Here is a 24,727-nt window from a genome sequence, read left to right as displayed (position 1 = left end):
CCGGCATTCTCCATCCAGACTCTCCATAGAGCCTCTCCAATGAGCCGACTCCCTGTTCTGAAAGGCACCCTCGACCTCCTCGTGCTCCGCGCAGTCACCTGGAGTCCGATGCACGGATTCGAGATTGTCTCGTGGCTCGAGCGCGCGGCGGGGGGATCGCTCGACGTCGACGACTCGGCGTTGTACCAGGCGGTGTATCGCCTCGAGGAGCGCGGATTGCTCGCCGCGGAGTGGGGCGTGACGGAAAACAACCGCCGCGCCCGGTACTACAAGCTCACGCCGGCGGGGCGCACGCATCTTCGAAGCGAAACGAAGAGCTGGATGCAGTACGCCGAGACCGTCACGACGATTCTCACCGCGCCTCCACCGGTGCCGGACGCGAGCGCGACGCGGTGATTCGAAACGGAATTCGGCGCGTCTTCGACCTCGCGCTTCGCCGGCGCGACCGCTGGGAGCGGGAGGTCGAGGACGAGATCACGCTCCACCTCGCGCTGCGCGCCGAGCAGCTCGCGGCCGCGGGGATGTCGGCCGACGACGCGCGGCAGGAAGCGGTCCGCCGATTCGGCCCGCTCCTCGAATCGCGCACGAAGATGCTGGACGCGGCACACCACCGGGAGACACGCATGCAACGCACGGAATTCCTCGCGGATGCGCGGCAGGATCTCGCGTTCGCGCTGCGCACGCTAGGACGACAGAAGGCGTGGACGGCAATCACGATCGCCACGTTGGCGCTTGGCATCGGCGCGACGACGGCGGTGTTCAGTGTCGTCAGCACGATGCTGCTCCACCCGCTTCCCTTTCCCGACGCCAGCCGGATCGTCTACATCTCGCAACAACCGACGAGCGGCAACAACACGGGCGTCTCCGTGAGCATCATGCCGGGGGCATCCGCCATCCGCGATTGGATGAAGAGCTCGCGCGAGTTGGAGGACATGCAGGCCACGCGGACGCGGCAGCTGGATCTCAAGACCACGACCGGCGATCCCAGCAGTGTTCGCGCGACCGCGGTGCTTCCGACATTCGCCGCATTCGCCGGCGAACGGCCGTTGCTCGGCCGGATGTTCACGGACAACGACATTCGCGCCGGTGGCCACGTCGTGCTGTTGGGCGAGGCGTTCTGGCGCGAGCGCCTCGGGTCCGACAAGAGAGTCCTCGGCCAAATCATGACGCTCGGCGACTCCAGCTACATGGTCGTGGGCGTGATGCCCGCGTCGCTTCGCGTCGGCGCGGCGGGCACGCGTCCGACCGACGTGTGGCTGCCGTTCGACCTTCGCGATGACAAGATGGCCGGCCAAGTCATCGCGCGACTCCGACGCGGCGCGTCGAAGGCGAGCGCGGTGCACGAGCTCGACGAGATCAGCAAGCGCGCGCCGCGCGTGGGCGCCTCTTCAGTCGGCGATCTCCCATTCCGCGCCGTCGTGACGACGCCGGCCGAAGAGGTGCGGTTCCGCGATTCGCTCTTGTTGCTCACCGCGGCTGTCGGCCTGGTGCTGCTGGTGGCGTGCGTCAACGTGGCGCACCTGCTGCTCGCTCGTTCGGCGACGCGTCGGCGGGAGATGGCGGTCCGCGCCGCGCTCGGGGCGGGAAGCGGCCGGTTGTTTCGCCAACTGCTGACGGAAAGCCTCTTGTTGTCGAGCGCCGGAGCCGTGGTGGGCACCGGAGCCGGTTGGCTCGGGTTGCGGGCAATGATCGCTTTGCGACCGTCGTCGCACGACGAGCTCAAGGCGGCTCATCTGGACGCGACCACCGTTGGCCTCGCGATCGCCGTGGCGGTGGTGAGCGGCCTGATCTTCGGCGTTCTCGGCGCGATGCAATCGTCTCGATCGTCTGCGCACGATACACTCAAGTCGGGAGCGCTCTCCGCGTCCGCAGGACGAAGCCATCGGCGCGCGCGCGCGGTGCTCGTGGTGAGCGAGATGGCATTGTCGGCGATGCTCGTCGTCGGCGCGGCACTCGTCGTCAGGAGCCTCTCGAGTTTGCAGCACACGAATCTCGGGTTCGATCCGCGCGGCCTCTACGCGATCGACCTCGGAGGCCGGGCGCGTACATTGTCGCCCGCGGCACGCACGTTGGCGCTCGACGAGCTGGCCGAGCGCATCAGACAATTGCCGGGTGTGCGCGCGGTGACGACCGCCCGCGCCGCGCCGGGCTCGCGGTGGTTCAGCGTGGGACGGTTCGAAATCGAGGGCGAGCCGCCGCCGCCCAAGACAGCGATGTCGTTTACCGACGTCCTGTACGTGCACACGAACTACTTCTCGACGATGGGAATCTCGCTTCGTGAGGGTGCCGGGTTTCACGATACGACGGGGTCGGCTCGCGAAGTGATCGTCAATGAGGGTTTCGCGCGCAAACACTGGAAGCCCGGCGAGGCGATTGGACATCGCGTCCGCATCGCCGACAGCGACAGCATCAACGGCAGCGACAGCACTCCGTGGTGGACCATCGTGGGCGTCGCCAACGACGCGATGACGACCGGACCACTCACGGAATCGAGCGCACCGTTCCTCTACATGGCCGTCGACTCGAGCCGCCGCGCTCAAACGATATTGGCGCGCGCGGAAGGCGGCGCTGCCGCGCTCAAGGCGGCAACGGACATCGGGCGCCAGCTGGGCGTAGGTCCCATCGCGATCGACGGCACAGAAGCGTTTCTCTCCCGGTCGCTGTCGGGGCCGCGCTTCGTGACGATGATCATGAGCGTGTTCGGCGCGCTCGGGTTGCTACTGGCGGCCGTCGGGTTGTTCGGCGTTATGTCGTACACGGTGACGCAGCAGACGCGCGAGATTGGGATCCGGGTCGCCCTCGGGGCATCGAGCGCGCGAGTCGTGAAGAGTGTTCTCGTCCGCGGCGCCGCGCTGGCGGTCACGGGCGCGATCGTCGGCCTCGTGATCGCGGGCTGGGGAACGAAGCTGATCCAGACGCAATTGCACGGGATCGAACGGCTGGACCCGGTCTCGTTCGCGCTGGGTGCGATCGTGCTCGTCGGTGCGGCGCTCGTGGCGTGCGTCGTGCCCGCGCGGCGAGCGCTCGCCGTCGATCCGATGACGGCGATTCGCGCCGAATGATCCGCGACGGGATTCGGCGCGCGTTCGCGCTCGCTCTGCGGGGAGGGCGCCGCGACCGGTGGGAGCGCGAGGTCGAGGATGAGATTCAGCTTCACCTCATGCTGCGAGCCGAGCAACTCTTGGCCGAAGGCCGTGCGCCGGCCGAGGCCTACGCCGAAGCGGTGCGTCGATTCGGAGGAGGAGCACTGAACGATTCCCGCGCGCGCTTGTTGAAGGCCGCGGAACACCGGGAGCGCGTCATGCGACGAACCGAGGTGTTCGACGACCTGCGGCAGGATTTGGCGTTCACGCTCAGAACGCTGAAGCGGCAGAAGGGGTGGACGGCGGTCGCCGTGATCACGCTCGCACTCGGTATCGGCGCGGCGACGGCGGTGTTCAGCGTGGCGAGCCGGCTGCTGCTGCACGCACTCCCTTATCGCGACGCGGATCGCGTCGTGTTCGTGGCGCTGCGCGAGCGCACCGCCAGCGCGGGCACTTCGAGTTTCGCTCAGCTGTCGGCGCCCCCACCTCTCGTGCGCTTTTGGAAAGAGCACAACCGATCGCTCGAGAGTCTGGAGGCGTATCACGCCGGCGTCACGATGATGAAGACGCTGGGCGATCCCTCACAGTTGTCGGGGAGCTGGGTCTCATCGTCGTTCGCGTCGCTCGCGGGGCAACATCCGCTCCGCGGACGGAATTTTTCGGCCGAAGAGCAACACGACCACGCTCACGTCGTGCTTCTCGCCGAGGCTCTGTGGCGGGGGCGATTCGGTGGCGACGATCGCGTGATTGGTCGAGCCATCACGCTGGATGACTCGCTCTACACGATCATCGGCGTGATGCCGGCGTCGCTGCGCATGCCGTTAGCGGCCGGCGGGGAACCGGATGTCTGGCTGCCGCTCGACGCCGAGAACAACACCGTCGGCGTTTCGCTGATCGGACGATTGAAGCGAGACATGCCGATGGCGGCCGCGGCGCGCGAGCTCGACTCGTTGGCGGCGCGCTCGGAAGTGCTGGGACGGCAGAAGAATCTCGCTTGGGTCACGCAGATCGTGAGTCCATCGAAGGCGGTCAGCTTCCATGACTCCCTCGTCATGTTGTGCGTGGCCGTGGGCCTCGTGCTGCTCGTGGCGTGCACGAACGTCGCGCACTTGGTGTTGAGCCGTGGCGCCGCGCGTCGGCGGGAGTTCGCCGTGCGAGCGGCGCTTGGCGCGGGACGCGGGCGCCTTGGGCGGCAGTTGGTGACTGAGAGCCTCGTGCTCGCGGGCAGCGGCTGCGCCGTTGGTGTGTTGATCGGTCAAGCGGCCCTCGCGGTGATGGTCCGCACGCGCCCGACGGAGCTGTGGGAGCTTCGCGGCGCGCGACTCGACTCGACGACCCTGCTGGCCGCCGTCGCGGCGGCGATGCTAACCAGCGTCGGGTTCGCGCTGATCGGGCTCCTGCAATTCGCGCGCGGCTCGGCCGGCGACACACTGACGAGCGGGCGTCTTTCGGGATCGACGCCGAAGCGCGCCGAGCGGCTGCGTTCGGTGCTGGTGGTGAGCGAGATGGCGCTGTCCGGGGTGCTCGTCGTCGGCGCTGCGCTGCTGCTGCGAAGCATTCTGAATCTCCAACGGACGGACGTGGGGTTCGTGCCGTCGCGGCTCTACAGCCTCGGCGTCTTCATGCCTCGCGCGCGCTATGCCGACGCGACCGCGCGGCAAGCGTTTACCTCGCAAATTGTGGCGGGGCTGCGGCAGATGCCCGGCGTCCGCGACGTCGCGCTCTCGTCCGTCGGGCCTTACGGCCGCACGACGCGGGTCGGCTCCCTCGAGCTGTCGGGTGAGCGTCCGCCCGATGCCGCGACGCAGGGCATGGTGGACATGAACAGCGTCGAGCCGTCGTACTTCAGCACGATGGGGATGCACTTCGTCGAGGGGCGGACGTTCACCGACACCACTCGAGTCTCGCGCGAGGTGGTCGTGAATGCCGGCTACGCGTTCCGGCATTGGAGGCCCGGATCGGCGGTCGGGCAGCGACTGCGCCTCGTGTACGAGGGCAAGCCGATGGACGATTGGATGACGGTGGTCGGCGTCGTCTCGGACGCGATGCTCACCGGGCCGGTCGCGGAAACATCGGCGCCTCTGATCTACAGCCCATGGAGCGGCGACTCGTCGCCGACGATCATGTTCCGAACCGACGGAAGCGTCGACCCGGCCGGACCGGTTCGATCGTTGGTGCGCGCGCTCGATCCGCGGATGCAGTCGGCGTTCGTCGCCAGCATGGAGACGCTCGTGGCGGGCTCGCAGGCGAGGCCGCGGTTCGTCATGCTGTTGCTCAGCGGGTTCACGCTGATCGCGATCGTGCTCGCGGCCGTTGGACTGTACGGCGTAATGGCGTACTCGGTGCTGCAGCGCACGCGCGAGATCGGGATTCGAGTGGCGCTCGGCGCGACGCCCGGGGCAATCGCGAGGACGGTCATCGCACGCGGAGCGACGCTCGCCGCGCTCGGCGCGTCGTTCGGTCTCGCGGGCGCGTACTGGGCGACGCACTTGTTGGCGACGCTGCTCTTCAATGTGTCGCCGCTCGACCGTGTGTCGTTCGGGGCCGGCGCCGCCGTGCTCATCGCGACGTCGCTGCTCGCGTGCGTGGCGCCGGCACGACGAGTCCTGGCCGTGGATCCCGTCACCGCGATTCGGGCGGAATAAGCGACGGTTTCCGAGGCCGGCTCCTGATCAGGGCAAGAACATGTGGACGCAGATGACGCAGACTTGAGCGGCAATCCCGCAGACAAAACAACGATTTGTTCTTTCGCTGTTCATCTGCGGGATCGCTTTTCAAAGTCTGCGGGATCTGCGTTCAATTTTCCCAAATAGCATAGTGGCCGAACGGTTACGCGTGCGCCGCGAGCACCAGTGACCGGGACCGGTTCTCCTCCACGACCCGCCGCACGAACTCGTCGAGCGGGATCGCGTTCGGCTTTTGCTCTTTGCCCGCGCCGCGCACGTTGACGGCGACGGTGCCCTGCTCCGTTTCTCGCCGGCCGACGACCAGCATGTACGGCACCTTCATGCGCGCGCCCTCGGCAACGCGGTACTTGAGGGTCTCGGCGCGCGCGTCGAGGTGCGAGCGGACACCCGCATCGTGCAGGGCGGTGTGCACCTTCCGCGCGTATTCGGCGTAGTCGTCGGTGATCGGTAGCACGCGCACCTGCTCCGGCGCGAGCCAGACGGGGAACGCGCCGGCGAAATGTTCGGTGAGGATCGCGATGAAGCGCTCGAGCGAACCGCTCACCGCGCGATGGATCACGACGGGGCGGTGCGTCGAGTTGTCCTCGCCGACGTACTCGAGGTCGAAACGCTCCGGCGCGTTGTAGTCGAGCTGGATCGTACCGAGCTGCCACGCACGGCCGATCGAGTCGGTCACGTCGAAATCAATCTTCGGACCATAAAAAGCGCCGTCGCCCGGCTTGAGCTCATACACCATGCCCGTCGCGTCGAGCGCCGACCGCAGCGCCGACTCGGCGTGATCCCACAACGCGTCGTCGCCGATACGGACTTCGGGGCGCGTGGCGAACCGCACGGTCGCCGTGAGACCGAACGTCTCGTAGTAGGCGAGGATGAACTCGACGAGGAAGCGAACCTCGTCCTTGATCTGATCCTCGGTGATGAAGACGTGGCAATCGTCCTGCTGGAATTGGCGCACGCGTGTGAGGCCCGACAGCGCGCCGGTCACTTCGTTCCGGTGCAGCACATCGAACGTCACGTAGCGAAGCGGCAGCTCGCGGTACGAGTGCTTCTTCGTGAGATAGAGCAAATAGTGCGACGGGCAGTTCATGGGCTTCAGCGAGAAGTCGTGCTCCTTCGTCTCGCTGTCGAGAATCAGGAACATGTTCTCGCGGTACTTGCCCCAGTGCCCCGAGATCTCCCACAGCCCCTTGTTGTACATGAGGGGCGTCTTGATCTCTTGGAAATCGTCGCGCTGGCGCTCGCGAATGAAATCGGTGACCGCGTTGAACAGCACCGTGCCCCGCTCCGTCCAGAACACCGCGCCCGGCGCGAACGGATGCATCATGAACAGGTCGAGCTGCTTGCCGAGCAAACGATGGTCGCGCTTCTTCGCTTCTTCGATGCGGGCGAGGTGCGCGTCCAATTCTTCCTTCTTGAAGAACGCCGTCCCATAGATGCGTTGCAGCATCTGGCGTTTCGAATCGCCGCGCCAATACGCGCCAGCCGTGTGCGTCAGCTTGAAGTGCTTGACGCGCGACGTGTCGGGCACGTGCGGGCCGCGACAGAGGTCGATGAACGGACCGTCGGTGTACGTCGAGATGATCTCGTCGTCGCGCAGCTCGGACAACCGCTCGAGCTTGAGCGGATCGTCGACGAAACGGCGCTGGGCTTCGGCGCGGTTCACCTCTTCGCGAACGAAGGGGTATTTCTCGGCCGAGACCTTCCGCATCTCGTTCTCGAACGAGGCGAGGTCCTCGGGCGTGAACGGCTCGGCGACTTCGAAGTCGTAATAGAAGCCGTCGTCGATGGCCGGCCCGAAGCCGATCTTCGCGTCCGGACGCAGACGTCTGACGGCCGTGGCCAGCATGTGCGCCGCGGAATGCCGGAGCACGCTCAACGACGTCGCGTCGCGATCGGTGAGAACGCGAAACGAGCCGCCGGCGCGCAACGGCGTGGCGAGATCCTGAATCTGGCCGTCCACTTCCACGGCGACGGCCGCTTGCAACAGTCGCTCGCCGATCGACCGCACGACGTCGGCGGGGAGCGTGCCCCGCGACACGTGCCGCGTCGAGCCGTCGGGAAGGGTGAGTGTGAGCGCGTCCCCGTTCGACGATGGGGGCGAGGACGGTGGAGCTGTCTGTTCGATCATCGGGTGCGTCGGAAAGTCGGTGTCCGTCACGCGCGCGCGGGCTTCCGGAACGACGAGATTCGTTCGCGCCGCGGGCCTTGTTCTTGCACGCCCAGCGGCCGCGCCCCTCGCGCTTTCCAACAGCGTAACCTATCGTTGTAGAACAACCTCCGCCACAGGGCTCGCGCGTCATGTCACCATTTCGCTATCGCGACGAGGATTCATCCTCTCGGATCATTATTGGCGCGGTTGTCGGCGCCATCGCAGGATTCGCCGCCGGGATGTTTCTGGCTCAGAACGCCGGCGCGCGCGACCGGGACAAGATCGAGGGAGAGCGCGCCGACGAAGAGCGGCACGAGCGCCTGCGGGGCGTGCATGCCACGGCGACCGCCGACGAGCTGGGCGAGGACTACGAGGATGCCGCCGAGTTCGAGGAAGCGCAGTACGCCGACGACGACTATGAAGGCGAGGACTACGACATCACGCTCGAGGAGCGGGTGCTCGAGGCCTTCCGCAACGACCCGATCCTTTCGACCCGCGCCGTGGACATCGGTTCGCTGCGCACGGGCGTGATCGAGCTGGCAGGCGTCGTCGACACCGCCCAAGAAGCCCAGCACGCCGTGACGATCGCCCGCGGCGTCCCCGGCGTTACGACGGTCGTGAATCGGATCGTAACGGGTATCCACGAGCCCCGATATCACGAGGCTTCACAGAGCCGGCAGCGTCACTCGTCGTCGCGCGACGTGGAGCGAACCGTGAACGAACCGCCGCTGCGCGCCGATCGGTCGGATAACCCGGCCACGCCGCCGAACGTGATTCGCGCCGACGAACCGCCGCGCGACTTCGGCGGCACGCCGTAGTCGGTTCGCGACTCAGTTCGGGGGGGGCTTCTTCGGCAGGTACTGGGTCGGAATCGGACTGTCGGGCCGCTCGCCCTGCCAGTAGACGGTCACGACCCACCAGCGCGTGCCGTCGTTCAGCAACTGAATACTATTGATGCCGCGAGCGAACGGCTTCGCGTCGTTCGCCTGCCGTCGCGACTCGTACGTGCTGAACGCGTGCGTGATGGCGCCGAAGGTCTCACCCGTGCGCGCGGTCTCGTGCTCGAAGAAACCGTTCTCCTCGAGTGAATTCTTTGCTTGCGCGGCGTACTCGTCCGCAGTCTCGACGCGCGCGACGGCTTTGCGATCGCGGTTGAGGCCAGTTGGAATGAGGCGCGCGCCGGGGGCGAACAAGGATTTGAAGCGCTCCCAATCGCGGTGCTGGCAGGCGGGCCCCGAGATCGACTCGTAGAGAGCGGCGATGATGGCATCCTGCGAGGCAACGTCTTTCGGGGCGGCCTCGCCGGGAGTCGTCGTGGTCGCGGGCGCGGTATAGGTCTTACAGCCTTCCAGCGGTGCGCCGGGCGGTATCCCGCGAATGCCAAAGCTCCGGGCGACCAGCGGATCGGTCTCGCTCACGTCGACGGCCCCGCGCGCGTAGTCTGCCGCCGCACGCATCTTGACGACGAACTCCAAATGGAGCGGCTGGTCTACGAGAATCTTGACGACGTCGACGCTGCCGATGTTGCGCGCCAACTGGAGCGCCGCCTGCGGGGGATTCAGCGGCGTGTAGGTCGTCGCAAACGCCCACACCTTAGCGCTGTCTCCCGAGTTCATTGCGTCGACCCAGGCTTTCACCAACCGACCGGCACGGGAATCGGGAATCGGAACCGGTGCCGTCGGCGCGGCCTGGGCCTGCGCCGCGGCGGTCGTCCGAGCGGCGTGCCCAGTCAGAAGCAACGCGGCGGCGACCAGAGAAAGGGCGACGCGACGAGTGATCGGCATTCCGGCTCCAGTCAGGGACTGACGAAATAGGGTGCCTCGCGACGACGCAAATCAAGGCAAATCGCCGAGGTATGCTATTTTTGAGGGATATGTCCGAACTCCCTGATCGTTTCGACTTCGCGTCGACCGAGCCGGAGATTTACGACTCCTGGCTGGCCGGGAACTGCTTTCACATCGAGGCCTCGGAGTCGGACAGGGTCGGTGGCGACAGCGACCCGTACACGATCGTCATGCCGCCGCCGAACGTCACGGCGATTCTACACGTCGGTCACGGGCTGAACAATACGATTCAGGACGTGATCGTGCGTTGGGCACGCATGAAGGGGACGGGCGCGCTGTGGGTGCCGGGGACCGACCACGCCGGAATCGCGACGCAGAACGTCGTCGAGAAGATGCTCGCCGCCGAGGGAAAGACGCGCCAAGACCTCGGCCGCGAAGCCTTCGTGAAACGCACGGAAAAGTTCGTCGAAGAAACTGGCGGTGTGATCCTTCAACAGTTGAAGGCCATCGGCGCGTCGGCGGACTGGACGCGCACGGCGTACACGCTTTCACCCGAGCTGTCGCGCGCGGTGCGCGAGGCGTTCGTGCGTCTCTACGAGCGTGGCCTGATCTACCGGGGCTATCGCGTGATCCACTGGTGTCCGCGCTGCCTCACGTCGCTGAGCGACGAAGAGGCGGAGTTTCAGGACGAGCCGGGCACCCTGTACCACATCGCCTATCCGGTGGATGGACAGCCGGGTCGCTCGCTCACGATCGCGACGACCCGCCCCGAAACGATGCTCGCGGACGTCGCAGTGGCCGTGAATCCGAGCGACGAGCGGTATCGCGATCTGGTGGGAAAGACGGTGCGGCTGCCGATCGTGGGCGTGTCGATTCCGGTCGTGGCCGACGAATACGCGGATCCAGAATTCGGCACCGGCGTGGTGAAGATCACGCCCGCGCACGACGCGAACGACTTCGAGGTCGGCAAGCGCCATTCGCTGCCGATGCCGATCGTGATCGACGAGCACGCCGTGGTGCGCGAGGTGAAAGACGCCGACGGACGCGTGCCGCCGTCGATCAGCGGGCTGGATCGCTTCGAGGCCCGCGAAAAAATCGTCGAGTTGCTGCGGGCATCGGGCGCGCTTCAGAAGACGGAGAACCATCAGCACGCGGTGCGCCACTGCTATCGATGCGACACCGTGGTCGAACCGCGCCTGTCCGACCAGTGGTTCGTGAAGATGGCACCGCTCGCCGCGCCGGCGCTCGCGGGTTTCCGCGCGGGCGCCATTCGCATCATGCCGGAGCGGTGGGAGGCCGTGTACGAGAACTGGCTCACCGGCATCCGCGACTGGAACATCTCACGCCAGCTGTGGTGGGGGCACCGCATTCCCGTTTGGTATTGCGACGAGTGCGATCCGCCGCAGAACGTTTTCGTGAGTCGCGAAGATATCACTACCTGTCCCCATTGCGGGTGTCCCGCCCGGCAGGACGAGGACGTGCTCGACACCTGGTTCTCGTCGTGGCTCTGGCCGATCTCCACGCTCGGCTGGCCCGACAAGACGCTGGATCTAGACGCCTTCTATCCGACCGACACGCTGGTCACCGCGCCGGAGATTCTTTTCTTCTGGGTGGCCCGCATGGTGATGTCGGGCTACGAGTTCATGGGCCGCACACCCTTCCATACGGTGTATCTCACGGGGACGGCGCGCGACACGCAGCACCGGAAGATGTCGAAGTCGTTGGGCAACGGGATCGACCCACTCGACGTGGTGAAGCTCTACGGCGCCGACGCGCTGCGGTGGACACTCGTCGCCGGCATGGGCATGGGCGCCGACGTGATCCTCGACCCGGCGGACATCGACAAATCGTTCGCGACGGGACGCAACTTCGTCACGAAGCTCTGGAACATCGGCCGATTCCTGCTCGACAAAGTGGGAACCGAGCCCGTCGCGCGGGTTAGTGATCTCGATGAATCCGCGCTCACCCGGGCCGACCAATGGATTCTGCATCGCCTCCGCGCCGCGATCGACGAATGCGACGAGGCGTTGGGACCGCTGCGTCCTCAAGTCGAATACGACTCTCCGGACCAGCACATCTGGCGTGAGCTGGAGCAAAACGCCGGTCTGCGTCTCAACGAGTTCGCCGAAGCGGCGCGCCGGTTCGTGTGGAACGAGCTCGCGGATTGGTATCTCGAGTCGCTCAAGAGCCGACTGGAAACCAAGGGCGACGACCGCGAGGTCGCGCGCGCGGTTCTCGTGCACGCGTTCGATTGCGCTCTGCGTCTCCTGCATCCGATCGTGCCGTTCGTGACCGAAGCGCTCTGGCAACGTCTGCCCGGCGGGGCCCGCGAGAAGGGTCGGTTTCTCGCCCGCGCCGAGTGGCCGACGCATCTCGACCGCGACGCGCTCGACAACGCGTCCGCTCTGCACTTCGAGTCGCTCGACGACTCGGCTGAAGAATTCGAGCTCGTGCGCGAGGCGGTGCTGGCGATTCGTCAGATTCGCGCCGAGAACAACGTGGCGCCCGGAAAGTCGATCGAGGTCGTGTTGAGGGCCGGCGACGCCGACCTCCAGGACGTCTTTGGCGACGAAGCCTCGACCGTCGGCCGCCTGGCGCGCGCCGACGTGCGTCTCGCCGACGGCGTTCCGGTGAGCGCCGCCGCGCACGCGGTGCTGTCCGGCGGCTCCGAAGTGATCGTTCCGCTCGCCGGACTCATCGACGTGACGAAGGAGTGCGCGCGGCTCCGCTCCGAGGTCGCGCAGCTCACCACGCAGATCGGCTCGCGCGAAGCGCGGCTGTCAAACGCGAAATATCTGGAACGCGCGCCGGCCGACGTCGTCGCCGGCGACCGCGCCATCCTCGACGAGATGAAGTCGAAGCGCGAACAACTCACAGAACGGGTCCGATCGTTGTGCGGCGGCTGATCGCCGTCGCAGCCGCCTGGTTGGTCGTGGCCTGCGCGTCGGCCGGCCAGCCGCCGGGCGGCCCCGAAGATCACGACCCACCGGTGATCGTCTCGGTGAAACCGGACTCGGGGCAGCTCAACGTCAGGCCGCGAGAGATCGACTTTCAGTTCGACGAAGTCGTCGCGCAGCAGGCGCTCGGCGCGACCGATTTGTCGCGCCTGTTTCTCGTGTCGCCGCGCGACGGCGATCCCGACGTGTCGTGGCATCGCAGCCGCATCACGCTCAAGCTGCGGAAGTTTCGCTCGAACATGGCGTACGTCGTGACGATGCTTCCGGGGCTCGCCGACCTGCGGGGCAACATACGCAAGGAAGGCGCGTCGATCATCTTCTCGACCGGCCCGACGATTCCGCGGCTCGGGATCACCGGCGTCGTGTTCGATTGGGCGGCACAGCACACCGCCCCCAACGCGCTCGTGGAAGCGATATCCCGCGCCGACACGACGCTGCAATTCGTCGCCGTGAGCGACACGACAGGGCGCTTCGAGATCGGACCGATCGATACCGGCGTCTACCTCGTTCGGGCACTCATCGACGCGAACTCGAACCGGCAGATCGACCGTGCCGAGAAGTGGGACACGACGGAAACGCGCGTCACCGACGTGCGGCCGGCCGTGGAGCTCGACGCAGTCGAGCGGGATTCCACGCCGGCGCTGCTCACCAACGTGATTACCGACGACAGCATCACGATCCACGTCGTGTTCGACAAATATCTGGATCCGGCACTCCCGCTTCAGCCGGCGCTCGTCGACCTGAAGAGCGCCGACTCGACGCGCATGGAAGTCGTCAGTGTGCAGTGGGGTACGGCGTTCGATGCCGCAAGGCGAGCGGCCGACTCCACTCGAAGGATCGACTCGGCGAGGACCGCCGATTCCCTGGCCCGCGCGCGCGACACGAGCCGCGCCCGAGCCGCACAACCGCCCATTCCAGTGAATCCGGCGCCGCGTCCGCCTGCGGGTGTCGGCGTACCCGGCGCGCGGCCGGCACCGCCCCCCGCGAAGCCCAAGGCGCTGCCCCCGGACAAGGCGGTCGTGCTGACCCTTTCTCCGAACACCCGGCTCGTCCCCGGCCGATCGTACCACCTCACGGTGCGGGGGTTTCGAAATCTCGTCGGACACGCAGTGGACCAGTCGCGTACTTTCCAAGTACCGCTGCCGAAGCCGCCACCGAAGGACACGACGCGCGCGCGGTCTGATTCCACCCGCCCACCTGTAGGCCGCCCGCCGCCGTCCAAGCCCCCGCACTGAGCACGCCCCGCCGCCGATGACGGACGCACGACGAGGTCTTCCGAGTGTCACCTCGCTTCTCGAGAGCGAGGGAATTCAAGCGCTGTTGGACCAGGTTCCGCGTGGAGTGGTCGTCGACGCGATTCGGCGGACGATCGCATCGGTCCGATCGTCGCACGCCGACGCGCCGGCCGACGCCGCCGGGTGGACGGCGGCAGTCGCCAACGCGGTGGACGACGCCACACGGCGCTCGCTGCGGCGCGTCATCAACGCGACCGGTGTCGTATTGCACACGAATCTCGGCCGAGCGCCGCTGGCCCCGGCGGCGTTGGACGCGATCGATCGCGTGGCCCGAGGATTCTCGAATCTCGAGTACGACGTCGCGGGTGGACAGCGCGGGTCGCGCTATTCGCACTGCGCGTCGCTCCTTCGCGAGCTGACAGGCGCCGAAGACGCGCTCGTGGTGAACAACTGCGCGGCGGCGCTCGTGCTCGCGCTGAATACGCTGGCCGACGGCCGGACCGCGATCGTGTCGCGCGGAGAGCTGATCGAGATCGGCGGGAGCTTCCGGATTCCCGAAATCATGGAAAGGAGCGGCGCGCGGCTCGTGGAAGTCGGCACGACGAATCGCACGCACCTCGCTGACTACCGGCGCGCGCTGGAGGCGGACGGCGCGATCATCCTCAAGGTCCATCGCAGCAACTTCGAGCAGTCCGGGTTCGTCTCGGAGGTCTCGGCCAACCAGCTCGCCGCGCTCGGCGACGACCATGGCGTGCCGGTGCTCTACGACCTCGGCAGCGGGCTGTTGACGTCGCTCGAGGCGTACGGGCTGGTCGGCGAGCCGACGGCGCGCGACGCGATGAAGACCGGCGCGTCGATCGTGACGATGAGCGGCGACAAGCTGCTGGGTGGTCCGCAGGCGGGGCTTCTGCTCGGCTCGCGGCGAATCATCGAGCGGATTCGCGCGAACCCGCTCACGCGGTCGTATCGTGTCGACAAGCTCACCCTCGCGGCGCTGGAAGCGACGCTCGCGCTGTATCGTGAGCCGTCGCGCGCCATTCGCGAGATTCCCGCGCTCGCTCAGCTGACCGCGGATTTCGAGACGCTGAAGGCGCGCGCCGACCGACTTGCCGCCGCGATCGGCGACCGGCGTGTGGACGTGATCGAGACGGTGTCGAGCGTCGGCGGCGGCGCGTTTCCCACAGCGACGATTGTGTCGGCGGCGCTGCGCGTGAACGCTTCGGCCGACCTGGTGGAACGGCGGCTTCGCGGGCGCGATCCGGCGATCGTCGCCCGCATTTCCGACGGGATGGTGCTGCTCGACTTGCGGACCGTGTTCCTCGCCGACGAAGAGGAGCTGGTGCGGGCGGTGCGCGCCGCGCTGGAGGCGGCATCCGCGTGAACCGCGGCCGCGTTGGCGCGTTTCTCGACCGCGACGGCACGATCATCCACGACGCCAACTATGTTCGCGACCCAAACGACGTTGCGTTGCTGCCCGGCGCCGCCGCGGCGATCGCGAAGCTGAATCACGCGGGTGTGGTCGTGGTCGTCGTGACCAACCAGTCGGGAATCGCGCGCGGCTGGCTGTCGACCGACGACTACGAAGCCGTCCGGCGCCGCATCGACGAACTACTGGCTCCCGAGGAAGCGCGAATCGACGCGACCTACGTCTGTCCGCACTTTCCGGAGATCACCGGACCGTGCGACTGTCGGAAGCCGGCGCTGAAACTGTTTCGCGACGCGATCACGGATCTCGGCATCGACGCGAGCCGGTCGGTGTTCGTCGGCGACCGCTGGCGCGACGTGGCGCCGGCCGCGGCGCTCGGCGGGCGACCGATCTTTCTCGACGTGTCGTCCTCGCCGGCCGCGGATCGCGAACGCGTTCGCGCGGAAGGGCTGGAGATCGCGCACTCGCTCGGCGAGGCGGTGGATCGCTTCCTCGACGCGCTTCCCGCCTCGGCGGCAGCGCAATAGACTCCGCGCGATGACTTCCCGCATCGCGGTGCTCGCGTCGGGCGGAGGCTCGAACCTCCAGGCGATTCTCGACCACTTCGACGCACTCGGCGACCGACGCGCGGGCAGCGTCGTTGTGGTCGGCAGCCACCGATCGACGGCGGGCGTGCTGGAGCGCGCCGAACGGCGCGCCATTCCCTCGATGGTGATCTCGCCCGAAGCGCGCGGCAGCACCGATTCGATCGACCGGCTCATCGACGAGTACCGCGTCGACTTCATCGTGCTCGCCGGCTATCTCAAGATGATTCCGGCGGACATCGTGTCGCGATTCGACGGGCGCATGGTGAACGTTCACCCCGCTCTGCTGCCGGCGTTCGGCGGCCACGGGATGTACGGTAATCGCGTCCACCACGCCGTGATCCAGTCGGGCGCGCGCGTGAGCGGCGTGACGGTTCACTTCGTCGACGCGGAGTACGACCACGGCGCGATCATCGCCCAGTGGCCGGTGCCCGTCTTCGCGGACGACGACGCCGGTACGCTCGCCGCCCGCGTGCTGCGCGTGGAACACATACTGTATCCGCGCGTCATCGACGCGTTGGCCGCGGGGCGTATGTCGCTCCCATCGCGGGAGCCGACCGTCATTTCCGCCGACACCAGGCCCGCGTTCACACTCCTTCCGAAGGAGGATTCGCGACTTGCCGAGAACATCGATCTCGCGCTGGCTCGCTAACGCAGCCGGCGTCTTCGTTGCGCTCACGGCGGGAGCGCCGGCTCTCGCGCGCGCACAGGACACGCTCGCGACGCCGCCCTACTCGCACGCCGTGTCGACCTGGATCGCGCTCATCGCGACGCCGGGCTACGAGCGGCTCGCGACCGATCGCATCCTGAGCGCGACCGACGGCTGGGCGCGCGACGACTCGGGGAATCTCGTCAAGCACACCGGCAGCGGCTCCCCGAAGCGCGTCGTCGCATGCGGCATCGACGAAACGGGATACGTCGTCAGTGACATCGGCGACGATGGTTATCTGCGCGTGCACGGCATCGGCAACGGAAAGCACGTCGCGCTGTGGAATCAGTTCCACGAAGGCCAGCGAGTCATCGTTATCGCCGTCGACCGGACGAATCCGCAGCGGTCGCACAACGTGACGGGCGTGTTCGCCGTGCGGAGCAACCACCTCTGGCGCGGCCGCCCCGCCGACGACTCGCCAACGTCGATCGAGAACCTGTGGCTCGACGTCGGCGCGCGTTCCCGCGCCGAGGTCGTGAAGATGGGCATCGATCGGCTCGATCCCGTGGTGCGCGATTGGCCCGAGTGGACGTTCAGCGACTTCGTCGCCGGTCCGGCGGCTTCCAATCGCGCCGGGTGTGCGGCCGTCGCCGCCGCATCGGCGAAGGAGCCGAGCACGGGCGAGACGGTGTTCATCGTCTCGACTCAGAAGTCGTTCTCATGGGCCGGGCTCACGTCGGCGTTGCGTCGCCTCGGGCGCGTGGACTCGCTGTTCGTGGTGGACGGCGATCTGGGTCGGATGCAGTCCACGCCACGAGAGATGCGCGCGCCGTGGCCGCCGTTGGCCGGGCTGGACGTCGGCGCCACGCTGTCGATCGGCGTTCTGTCGCGTTTCGCGGGAACGCTCGCCGAAACGCTGCAAGAGACTGACATCGAGTCGCTCTTCCGCGCGGTGGCGCGTGCCGCGGCGGTTGGAAGCGACGCGCCGCGGCCGATCGCGGTGCGACACGGCTGGGTCGCCGCGCCGCCGCTCATGGTCCAAGACTCGCTGTCGCGTTACGCCGAAGTGCTCGGGAAACTCACCGACGTGTACGCGCCGTCCGGGTTCGAGCAGCCGATGCGCGACGCGATTCAGTCGATGCTGCCGGCATGGGCTCGAGCGCTCGCGCAAGTCGATTCCGCAGGGAATCTGATCGTTCCGATGGGGCCGAACCGCGACACGACGGTCATCGTGGCGCACATGGACGAGATCAGCTTCGTCATCACCGCGATCGACCGCAACGGCGTTGTGTCACTGAGGCCACGCGGGACGTTCTTTCCATTCTTGTGGGAAGGACAACCGGCGCTCCTCCACCGGCCGACCGACCACCAGGCGCCGCGCGACGGAAAGCTCGGGTGCGAAGCGTCGCGCGGAGGGCCGATGCGCGGCGTGTTCGTACCGCGAGACAGCTCGCGCAACCGCGAGCCCGCGACGCTCACCGCTTGGTTCGCGCGAGACTCCGCCGAGCTCGTGAACTCCGGCGTGCACGTCGGCCTAGCGCTCACCGGTTTCAAGTGCTCGGCGCGCGTCGGCGACACGCGCATCACCGGACGCTCGATCGACGATCGCGCCGGAATCACGGCGCTGCTGCTCGCGCTCGACGAGATCGACCCGGCGAAGCTCGATCACAAGGTGATCTTCATGTTTTCGGTGCGCGAGGAAGGCGGCTTGGAAGGGGCGAAGGCCGCCGCGGCGATCTTCGGCCCGTCGGTGCACCGCGTGCACGCCGTGGACACGTTCGTGTCGTCGGACTCGCCGCTGGAGAGTCAGCGCTTCGCCGACGCACCGATCGGACAGGGCGCCGTCATGCGCGCGCTCGATAACTCGAGCGTGACGCCCCCAGACGAGATCGATCGCGTGACGCGCATCGCCCGGACGGAGCGGATTCCGCTGCAAGTCGGCGTGACGAACGGCGGCAACGACGGCTCCGAGTTCGCGCGCGTCGGCGCGATCGACGTCGCGCTCGCCTACCCTTTGCGCTACAGTCATTCGCCCGCCGAGATGCTGGACCTCCGCGACCTGCGTTCGCTCACACGCATCGTGGCGGCTGTCGCGAAGGCTCCCACGGCGATACCGCGCAAGCCGTAGAGACCCATGCCGTACGCCGAGCGGGCCACTACTCGGTTTAAGAAATGGGAACACAGATGCCGCAGATTGGAAGAGCAATCCCGCAGATACCAACAACAAAGGCTTTGTAGTTACTGCGGAATCGCTGTTCAAGGTCTGCGGCATCTGTGTTCAATTTTGGCCGGCGCCAACAGTGGCTGGGCTGCCGAGACAAGGCCTGCGTAAAACGTTTCTGTTGGCGCTAGTTTCAAACGCCTATGCCCCGCGCTCTGCTCTCCGTTTCTGACAAGACCGGCGTCGTCGAGTTCGCCGGCGCGCTCGCCGAGCTCGGTTGGGAGCTCGTTTCCACCGGCGGTACGGCGAAGGCGCTGCGGGCCGCCGGTCTCACAGTGCGCGACGTCAGCGATGTGACGGGATTCCCGGAGATGATGGACGGCCGGGTGAAGACGCTGCATCCGGCCGTACACGGCGCGCTCCTCGCTCGGCGTGACATCCCGGAACACATGAAAGCGCTCGCCGAGCATGGGATCACGCCGATCGACCTCGTGGCGGTGAACCTCTATCCGTTTCGCGAGACCGTCGCGCGCAAGGACGCGACGCGCGAGGACGCGATCGAGAACATCGACATCGGCGGGCCGAGCATGCTGCGGTCCGCGGCGAAGAACTTCGAGTCGGTCTGGGTGATCGCCGACCCGAACGACTACGGGCGCGTACACTCGGCGCTCGACGCCGGCGACGACGACATCGACCTCCGCCGATTGCTCGCCGGCAAGGCGTTCGCCCACACCGCGGCGTACGACGCGGCGATCGCGTCGTGGTTCGCGCGCGAGCGCGGCGACAAGTTTCCGCCGGACATCGTCGTGTCGTTCGAGCGGGCGCAGTCGTTGCGCTACGGCGAGAACCCGGGGCAGTCCGCCGCGTTCTACGTCGAGCGCCCGGGCGCCGGGCTCGGCGGCCTAGCGCAGCGCGGTGGGAAAGAGCTCTCGTTCAACAACCTGCTCGACCTCGAGGGAGCGCTGCTCGCCATCGATCCGTTCGCGACGGAGACGGCGTGCGCCATCGTGAAGCACACGTCGCCGTGCGGTCTCGCCGTCGGCGCCGACGCGCTCGATGCCTACAAGAAAGCCCTCGCGTGCGACCCCATCTCGGCGTTCGGCTCGGTCATCGCGTTCACGGTGCCAGTCGACGACACGACCGCGAATGCCGTGGCGAGCCTCTTCGTGGAATGCATCGTCGCGCCGGAGTTCAGCCCGGGCGCGGTGGAGATCCTCGGCCGCAAGAAGAACCTCCGCGTACTCGAGGGGCGTGCGAGCGTTCTCACCTCGGACAACCATCTCGACTACAAGCGTGTGCGGGGCGGCGTGCTCGTGCAAGAGCGCGCTCCGGCGGTGATCGACGATTCGGGATGGACGCTCGTGACCACGCGAAAGCCGAGCGACGGGGAGTATCGAGACCTGTTGTTCGCGTGGCGCGCGGTGGCGTCGGTCAAATCGAACGCGATCGTGCTGGCGCGCGACGGCGCGACGATCGGAATCGGCGCCGGGCAGATGTCGCGGGTGGACGCGGCCTTCCTTGCCGCGCACAAAGCGTCGCTGGCCGGCCACGCGACCGATGGATCCGTGCTCGGATCGGACGCGTACTTTCCATTCCGTGACGGCATCGACCAGGCCGCGGAAGCCGGAGTACGGGCGATCGTCCAGCCGGGCGGTTCGGTGCGCGACCCCGAAGTCATCGCGGCGGCGAACGAGCGCGGAATGGCGATGCTGTTCACCGGCAAGCGACAGTTCCGCCACTGAGGTCCTTCGTGCACCATCGGCGCGGTGCCGGAGTCGCGTCGTGACGCGCAAGCGGCGCGTCGGCGTCATCGGCTCGATCGTGTGGGACGTGATCTACGGCCGAGACACGCGCTCGTCCCCCATCGCGGAATGGGGCGGGATCAGTTACGCGCTCAGCGGCATGGACGCGGCCCTGTCCGACGAGTGGGAGATCGTGCCGATCATCAAGGTCGGCGAAGATCTCGCGCCGGCGGCGTCGCAGTTCATGAGCGGCATGCGGCGCATGTCGTCCGACGCCCGGCCGATCGTCGTGCCGTACCCGAACAACCGCGTCGAGCTACGCTACTTCGACGACGAGCGGCGCAGTGAAGTGATGCACGGCGGCGTTCCGCCATGGACGTGGCTGGGGCTCAAGCCGGTGCTGGAGACGGCGCGACTCGACGCCCTGTACATCAATTTTCTGAGTGGGTGGGAGCTCGACCTCGATACGACGATGCTCGTGCGTCAGTCATTCGCGGGTCCGATCTACTGTGACTTACACATGCTCGCCTGGGCCGTGCAGCCCGATGGGCTCCGGACGCTGCGGCCGATCTCCAACGTCCGCGAATGGTGCGGCTGCTTCGACGTGGTCCAGGTCAACGAGGACGAGATGCGGATGCTCGCCGCTGATCCCATGGCGCTCGCCGCGACGGCGTTGCACGCCGGCGTGCGGTGCCTCGTCGTGACGTTGGCCAAGCGGGGCGCGGTGTACTTCGCCGCGGCCGACTTCGAGCGGCTCGAGCTCGCGCGCCCCGCCTCGCCCCGCCCGTTCCAGTCGATCGCGTCGGACGTCGGGCCGATGCGCACGTCGATCGTGCCCGCGGACCACGTCGTCGACGGCGGCGACCCGACGGGATGCGGCGACGTGTGGGGCGCGACCTATTTCTCGCGACTGCTGGCCGGTGATAACTTTGGCGACGCCATCCTCGCCGCCCACCGCGCGGCCGCTCGCAACGTCGGGCACCGCGGAGCCTCAGGGCTCTCCGACTATCTCCGGGGAACGATCAGCCTCACGTGAGTCACGTCCTCATTGTTCCGCCCTCGCTCGACGAGCACACGTTCGAGCAGCTGTTGGAACAGCTCGCACCCCTGCCTCCCGACGCGAAGCTGCTCGTGGACGCGCGGCACGTGAGATGGGCGACGCCGTACGGCCTCACGGCGTTGTTGACCCTCGCTCAGACGCGTGAGGAGCGCCCGGCGCTCGCCGTTCCGGAGCTCGAGGAGACGCTGTCGTACTGGCGACGCGCGGCGTTCTTCCACTACGCCGAGGGCCTGTACGACCTTCGGGGGGCGTACCCGAAGCGGAAAGAGACCGGCGAATCGAGCGTGCTTCTCGAGATTACACCGGTCGCGGGGAGCGACGACGTGCACGGCGTCGTCGGCCGAGTGCAGGAGGGCGCGCAGCGCATCCTGCACAACGAGATGCATCTCGAGTCGAAGGCGATCCTCGGCTTCACGATGACCCTGTCGGAGATTTGCCAGAACATCATCGAGCACGCGGGGCAAGGCGGATGGGTCGCCGTGCAGAGCTATCGCTGGACGAAGCGTCTCGGGCGACGGGTGGTGGTAATCGCCGTCTGCGACGCGGGGCTCGGATTCCGAAGGTCCCTCGAGACCGCGCCCGGCCACCTGCCGACCACGCGCTGGGACGACGCCGCCGCGCTCGAGGAGGCGGTGATTCGCGGCGTGAGCCGGTTTCGCGAGCGGGGCCGGGGACACGGGCTCGCCGGGGCGCGAAACTACGTCGGGCGCTGGAACGGCAAGCTGTCCGTGCGGAGCGGCACCGCCAGGATCGGCATTGTGCCCGACTGGGACGACGATCCGCCGCTCGTGGAAGGGCTCCCCCAGTTCCCTGGCGCGCAAGTTCAGGTAATCATTCCTGAGGCCATGGACGGAGGATCGACGGAGCGATGATGCACCACATCGATCTGAGCAGCGTGCTTCGTCAGACGCTGTCGTGCGATCTCTACTCGAATCTCGTCACGCGCCCCACCGGCGCCGCGGTTCGCGGCCAGATCGAGCAGCTGCTCGCGGATCCGACGGATTCCGCCGACGCGCGCTCGTTCACGATCATCGACTTCTCGCAGGTGTCGATGATCGACTTCTCGTGCGCCGACGAAGTCGTGGCCAAGCTGCTCATGCGCTACGCGTCCGACGACGCGTACTTCTTGTTCAGAGGCGTCAACGACGACCACTGGGTCGCGATCGAAGCGGTGCTCGAGCGTCACGGCCTCGCCCTCGCCGTCGAGAATGCCGAAGGCGTGAAGGTCGCCGGCATGCTGAGCGACGACGAGCGCAGCACCTGGGAAGCCGTGTACCGCCTCGGCACCGCGAACGCCGACGACGTCGCGATCGCGACCGGGTCGGACTCGACGCTCGTGCGCGGCACGCTGGATTCGCTTTGCGGGCGCCGACTCGTGATGCGCGCCAACGACGAGTACATCGCGGTCGGCCACTTCCAGGCGTGACGTCGTGGATCGCGAGCTGCTCGACCGTCCGCTGCGCGTGCTGCGGCTCGACGCGTCGCGAAAGGGCGACGCCGACCGCGGACCGATGGTGACGCTGAACCCCGCCGACGCCCGCAACCGACTGCTCAACGAGGGTGAGCTCGCGTGGGTGTACGGCCCGCGCCGCGGCGAGCTCGCGACGGTGCGAATCGACGAGTCGCTGCGCGCCGGAGACGTCGTGCTGCGTGACGTGGCCGGCGCATCGCCGTCGGAGATCGTTCGTGTGGTGAAGCCGGACCTCGACAATCGCGGACGGAGAAACACCGCCTTTGCCTGACCAACCTCCCCCCCGCGCCAGGCGCTCCGGGCAGACTCGCCGGTCGCCGCTCGACGTCGGGACGCTCGCCGTCCACGCCGGCAGCCCGGCCCACGAATCGGATACGCCCGTCGTTCACCCCCTCTTCCAGTCGGTGAACTTCAACCAGGAGATCGGCACAGGCGACGGTCTCCGCTATCCGCGTTACGGCAATTCTCCCAACGCCGAGATCGTGCAAGAGCGCGTCGCGGCGCTCGAGGGCGCGGAGAGCGCCGTGTTGCTGGCGAGCGGAATGGGCGCTGTCGCGTGCGCGCTGCTCGCTCTGCTCCGCCCCGGCGACCATCTCCTCGCCAGCGGCGCGATTTACGGCGGTGTCTCGCGGCTTCTTGCGACGGAGTTCGCGACATTCGGCATCGACGTCACGCTGATCGATCCGACGGAGACGCGCGTCTGGCGCAAACGGCTGCGCAAGACGACCCGCGCGATTTTCCTCGAGACGCCGATCAACCCGACGTGCCGCGTCATCGACTTGCGGCCGGTCAGCTACATCACGAAGGAGCTGGGCATCGCGCTCGTCGTCGACTCGACGTTCGCGAGTCCGGTCAACCTACGCCCGCTCGAGCACGGCGCCGACGTCGTCATCCACTCGGCGACCAAGTATCTCAACGGCCACCACGACGTGCTCGCCGGGATGGTGTGCGGCACGGCGCCGTACATCGAGGAAGTTCGCCAGAAGATGATGGTGTGGGGACAGGCCCCCGATCCATTCGCCGCATGGCTCCTCGAGCGCGGTCTCAAGACGTTGGAGATCCGCGTTCACCGCCAAGACGAAAACGCGATGCGCATCGCCGAGTGGTGCGCGACGAATTCGGCGATCGCCAAAGTGCACTACTCCGGGTTGCCGGATCATCCGGATCACGAAACGGCCAAAGGGATGATGGACGGCTTCGGCGGGATGATGGCGATCGAGCTAGCCGGCGGTGCCGACGCCGCGACCCGATTCCTCCAGCGGATTCGCATCTTCCGCCACGCTCCGAGCCTCGGCGGGGTCGATTCCGTCGTTTCCGAGCCGCGCTTTACGTCGCACGCCCACCTGACGTCGGCCGAGCGCGCCCGCGCCGGGATTCCTGACGGGTTCTTGCGGCTGAGCGTCGGCATCGAGAGCGCGAAGGATCTGATCGCGGACATCGAGCAGGCGCTTCGCTAGCGCGGGCGGGTGGGCTGAGGGGCCGGCAGGCCGGTAGGCCGCCACGCGCGGCGCGTTTTGCGATGGGGAGATACCGAAGGCGATGCCCCGGTGACGCTGGAAACAACCGTGCGTCAAGTGTTTGGGCGTCCCCCTCTCTCTGATGATCCGCTTCGATCGAGTCTCGAAGGTCTATCCCCGTGCCGTCGCGGGAAGTTCGGCGTTGCGAAACGTCACCTTCCGCATCGCCAAAGGCGAGTTCGTGTTCCTCACGGGCCCGAGCGGCGCCGGGAAGAGCACGAT

19 protein-coding genes are annotated in these 24,727 nt (G+C 67.3%); 17 read left to right on the top strand and 2 right to left on the bottom strand.

All coding sequences use genetic code 11. From position 1 onward, the window contains the following. Positions 1 to 39: 39 nt before the first annotated feature. The 3 genes from VGQ44_22520 to VGQ44_22510 are packed head-to-tail and all read left to right on the top strand — an operon-like array spanning position 40 to position 5,728. Complete coding sequence (locus VGQ44_22520) at positions 40 to 396, top strand: PadR family transcriptional regulator (protein ID HEV8449615.1); 357 nt, start codon at positions 40 to 42, stop codon at positions 394 to 396. Beyond that, entirely contained in the window at positions 393 to 3,062 is a 2,670-nt protein-coding gene (locus tag VGQ44_22515; GenBank protein HEV8449614.1) for an ABC transporter permease, read from the top strand. Before VGQ44_22520 ends, VGQ44_22515 begins: the two co-directional genes overlap by 4 nt. Then, positions 3,059 to 5,728: an ABC transporter permease gene (locus VGQ44_22510; GenBank protein ID HEV8449613.1), complete on the top strand. Its 2,670-nt coding sequence runs from the start codon at positions 3,059 to 3,061 to the stop codon at positions 5,726 to 5,728. The genes VGQ44_22515 and VGQ44_22510 overlap by 4 nt, the downstream gene beginning before the upstream one ends. 184 nt (positions 5,729 to 5,912) lie before the next feature. On the opposite strand, the gene thrS is transcribed toward VGQ44_22510, so the two are convergent. Then, complete coding sequence (gene thrS / locus VGQ44_22505) at positions 5,913 to 7,928, bottom strand: threonine--tRNA ligase (GenBank protein ID HEV8449612.1); 2,016 nt, start codon at positions 7,926 to 7,928, stop codon at positions 5,913 to 5,915. A gap of 140 nt (positions 7,929 to 8,068) precedes the next feature. Between thrS and VGQ44_22500 the strand changes: the two genes are divergently transcribed. Continuing rightward, positions 8,069 to 8,737, top strand: a complete 669-nt coding sequence (locus VGQ44_22500) for a BON domain-containing protein (protein HEV8449611.1) — start codon at positions 8,069 to 8,071, stop codon at positions 8,735 to 8,737. A gap of 12 nt (positions 8,738 to 8,749) precedes the next feature. On the opposite strand, the gene VGQ44_22495 is transcribed toward VGQ44_22500, so the two are convergent. Further along, on the bottom strand, positions 8,750 to 9,703 hold the full coding sequence (locus VGQ44_22495; protein HEV8449610.1) for a hypothetical protein: 954 nt from the start codon (positions 9,701 to 9,703) through the stop codon (positions 8,750 to 8,752). A gap of 89 nt (positions 9,704 to 9,792) precedes the next feature. Here VGQ44_22495 and VGQ44_22490 point away from each other — a divergent pair, with 89 nt between their 5' ends. The 13 genes from VGQ44_22490 to VGQ44_22430 form a co-directional block, all read left to right on the top strand. Beyond that, positions 9,793 to 12,609, top strand: a complete 2,817-nt coding sequence (locus VGQ44_22490) for a valine--tRNA ligase (protein ID HEV8449609.1) — start codon at positions 9,793 to 9,795, stop codon at positions 12,607 to 12,609. Beyond that, on the top strand, positions 12,597 to 13,895 hold the full coding sequence (locus VGQ44_22485; GenBank protein HEV8449608.1) for an Ig-like domain-containing protein: 1,299 nt from the start codon (positions 12,597 to 12,599) through the stop codon (positions 13,893 to 13,895). The genes VGQ44_22490 and VGQ44_22485 overlap by 13 nt, the downstream gene beginning before the upstream one ends. Positions 13,896 to 13,911: 16 nt before the next feature. Next, positions 13,912 to 15,276 carry an L-seryl-tRNA(Sec) selenium transferase gene (gene selA, locus VGQ44_22480; protein HEV8449607.1) on the top strand — a complete coding sequence of 455 codons (1,365 nt, stop codon included), beginning with the start codon at positions 13,912 to 13,914 and terminating at the stop codon, positions 15,274 to 15,276. Continuing rightward, entirely contained in the window at positions 15,273 to 15,848 is a 576-nt protein-coding gene (locus VGQ44_22475; protein HEV8449606.1) for an HAD-IIIA family hydrolase, read from the top strand. The genes selA and VGQ44_22475 overlap by 4 nt, the downstream gene beginning before the upstream one ends. A 10-nt stretch (positions 15,849 to 15,858) precedes the next feature. Then, positions 15,859 to 16,557, top strand: coding sequence for a phosphoribosylglycinamide formyltransferase (gene purN, locus VGQ44_22470; protein ID HEV8449605.1), 699 nt, complete (start codon positions 15,859 to 15,861; stop codon positions 16,555 to 16,557). After that, positions 16,523 to 18,682 carry a M20/M25/M40 family metallo-hydrolase gene (locus tag VGQ44_22465; protein ID HEV8449604.1) on the top strand — a complete coding sequence of 720 codons (2,160 nt, stop codon included), beginning with the start codon at positions 16,523 to 16,525 and terminating at the stop codon, positions 18,680 to 18,682. The genes purN and VGQ44_22465 overlap by 35 nt, the downstream gene beginning before the upstream one ends. Positions 18,683 to 18,918: 236 nt before the next feature. Next, on the top strand, positions 18,919 to 20,457 hold the full coding sequence (gene purH / locus VGQ44_22460) for a bifunctional phosphoribosylaminoimidazolecarboxamide formyltransferase/IMP cyclohydrolase (GenBank protein ID HEV8449603.1): 1,539 nt from the start codon (positions 18,919 to 18,921) through the stop codon (positions 20,455 to 20,457). Between the two features lie 40 nt (positions 20,458 to 20,497). Beyond that, positions 20,498 to 21,493, top strand: a complete 996-nt coding sequence (locus tag VGQ44_22455; GenBank protein HEV8449602.1) for a carbohydrate kinase family protein — start codon at positions 20,498 to 20,500, stop codon at positions 21,491 to 21,493. After that, the gene (locus tag VGQ44_22450) at positions 21,490 to 22,389 is read left to right on the top strand and encodes an ATP-binding protein (protein HEV8449601.1); all 900 of its coding nucleotides are present in this window, start codon (positions 21,490 to 21,492) and stop codon (positions 22,387 to 22,389) included. Before VGQ44_22455 ends, VGQ44_22450 begins: the two co-directional genes overlap by 4 nt. Further along, positions 22,386 to 22,943 carry a hypothetical protein gene (locus VGQ44_22445; protein ID HEV8449600.1) on the top strand — a complete coding sequence of 186 codons (558 nt, stop codon included), beginning with the start codon at positions 22,386 to 22,388 and terminating at the stop codon, positions 22,941 to 22,943. The genes VGQ44_22450 and VGQ44_22445 overlap by 4 nt, the downstream gene beginning before the upstream one ends. A gap of 4 nt (positions 22,944 to 22,947) precedes the next feature. Beyond that, the gene (locus VGQ44_22440) at positions 22,948 to 23,259 is read left to right on the top strand and encodes a molybdopterin dinucleotide binding domain-containing protein (GenBank protein HEV8449599.1); all 312 of its coding nucleotides are present in this window, start codon (positions 22,948 to 22,950) and stop codon (positions 23,257 to 23,259) included. Then, on the top strand, positions 23,252 to 24,445 hold the full coding sequence (locus tag VGQ44_22435; GenBank protein HEV8449598.1) for an aminotransferase class I/II-fold pyridoxal phosphate-dependent enzyme: 1,194 nt from the start codon (positions 23,252 to 23,254) through the stop codon (positions 24,443 to 24,445). Before VGQ44_22440 ends, VGQ44_22435 begins: the two co-directional genes overlap by 8 nt. 142 nt (positions 24,446 to 24,587) lie before the next feature. Then, positions 24,588 to 24,727: ATP-binding cassette domain-containing protein (locus VGQ44_22430; protein ID HEV8449597.1), on the top strand; the 140-nt coding region annotated here is incomplete at its 3' end.

Source organism: Gemmatimonadaceae bacterium (genome assembly GCA_036003045.1).
Lineage (GTDB): Bacteria > Gemmatimonadota > Gemmatimonadetes > Gemmatimonadales > Gemmatimonadaceae > JAQBQB01.
Note: the sequence above shows the minus strand (reverse complement) of the source record. Positions and strands in the feature narration are given on the sequence as shown.

Bases quoted from the DNA above. Each gene is read 5' to 3' on its own strand.
- VGQ44_22520 (HEV8449615.1), top strand. From the start codon at position 40: ATGAGCCGACTCCCTGTTCTGAAAGGCACCCTCGACCTCCTCGTGCTC.
- VGQ44_22510 (HEV8449613.1), top strand. From the start codon at position 3,059: ATGATCCGCGACGGGATTCGGCGCGCGTTCGCGCTCGCTCTGCGGGGA.
- VGQ44_22500 (HEV8449611.1), top strand. From the start codon at position 8,069: ATGTCACCATTTCGCTATCGCGACGAGGATTCATCCTCTCGGATCATT.
- VGQ44_22495 (HEV8449610.1), bottom strand. From the start codon at position 9,703: ATGCCGATCACTCGTCGCGTCGCCCTTTCTCTGGTCGCCGCCGCGTTG.
- VGQ44_22490 (HEV8449609.1), top strand. From the start codon at position 9,793: ATGTCCGAACTCCCTGATCGTTTCGACTTCGCGTCGACCGAGCCGGAG.
- selA (HEV8449607.1), top strand. From the start codon at position 13,912: ATGACGGACGCACGACGAGGTCTTCCGAGTGTCACCTCGCTTCTCGAG.
- purN (HEV8449605.1), top strand. From the start codon at position 15,859: ATGACTTCCCGCATCGCGGTGCTCGCGTCGGGCGGAGGCTCGAACCTC.
- purH (HEV8449603.1), top strand. From the start codon at position 18,919: ATGCCCCGCGCTCTGCTCTCCGTTTCTGACAAGACCGGCGTCGTCGAG.
- VGQ44_22445 (HEV8449600.1), top strand. From the start codon at position 22,386: ATGATGCACCACATCGATCTGAGCAGCGTGCTTCGTCAGACGCTGTCG.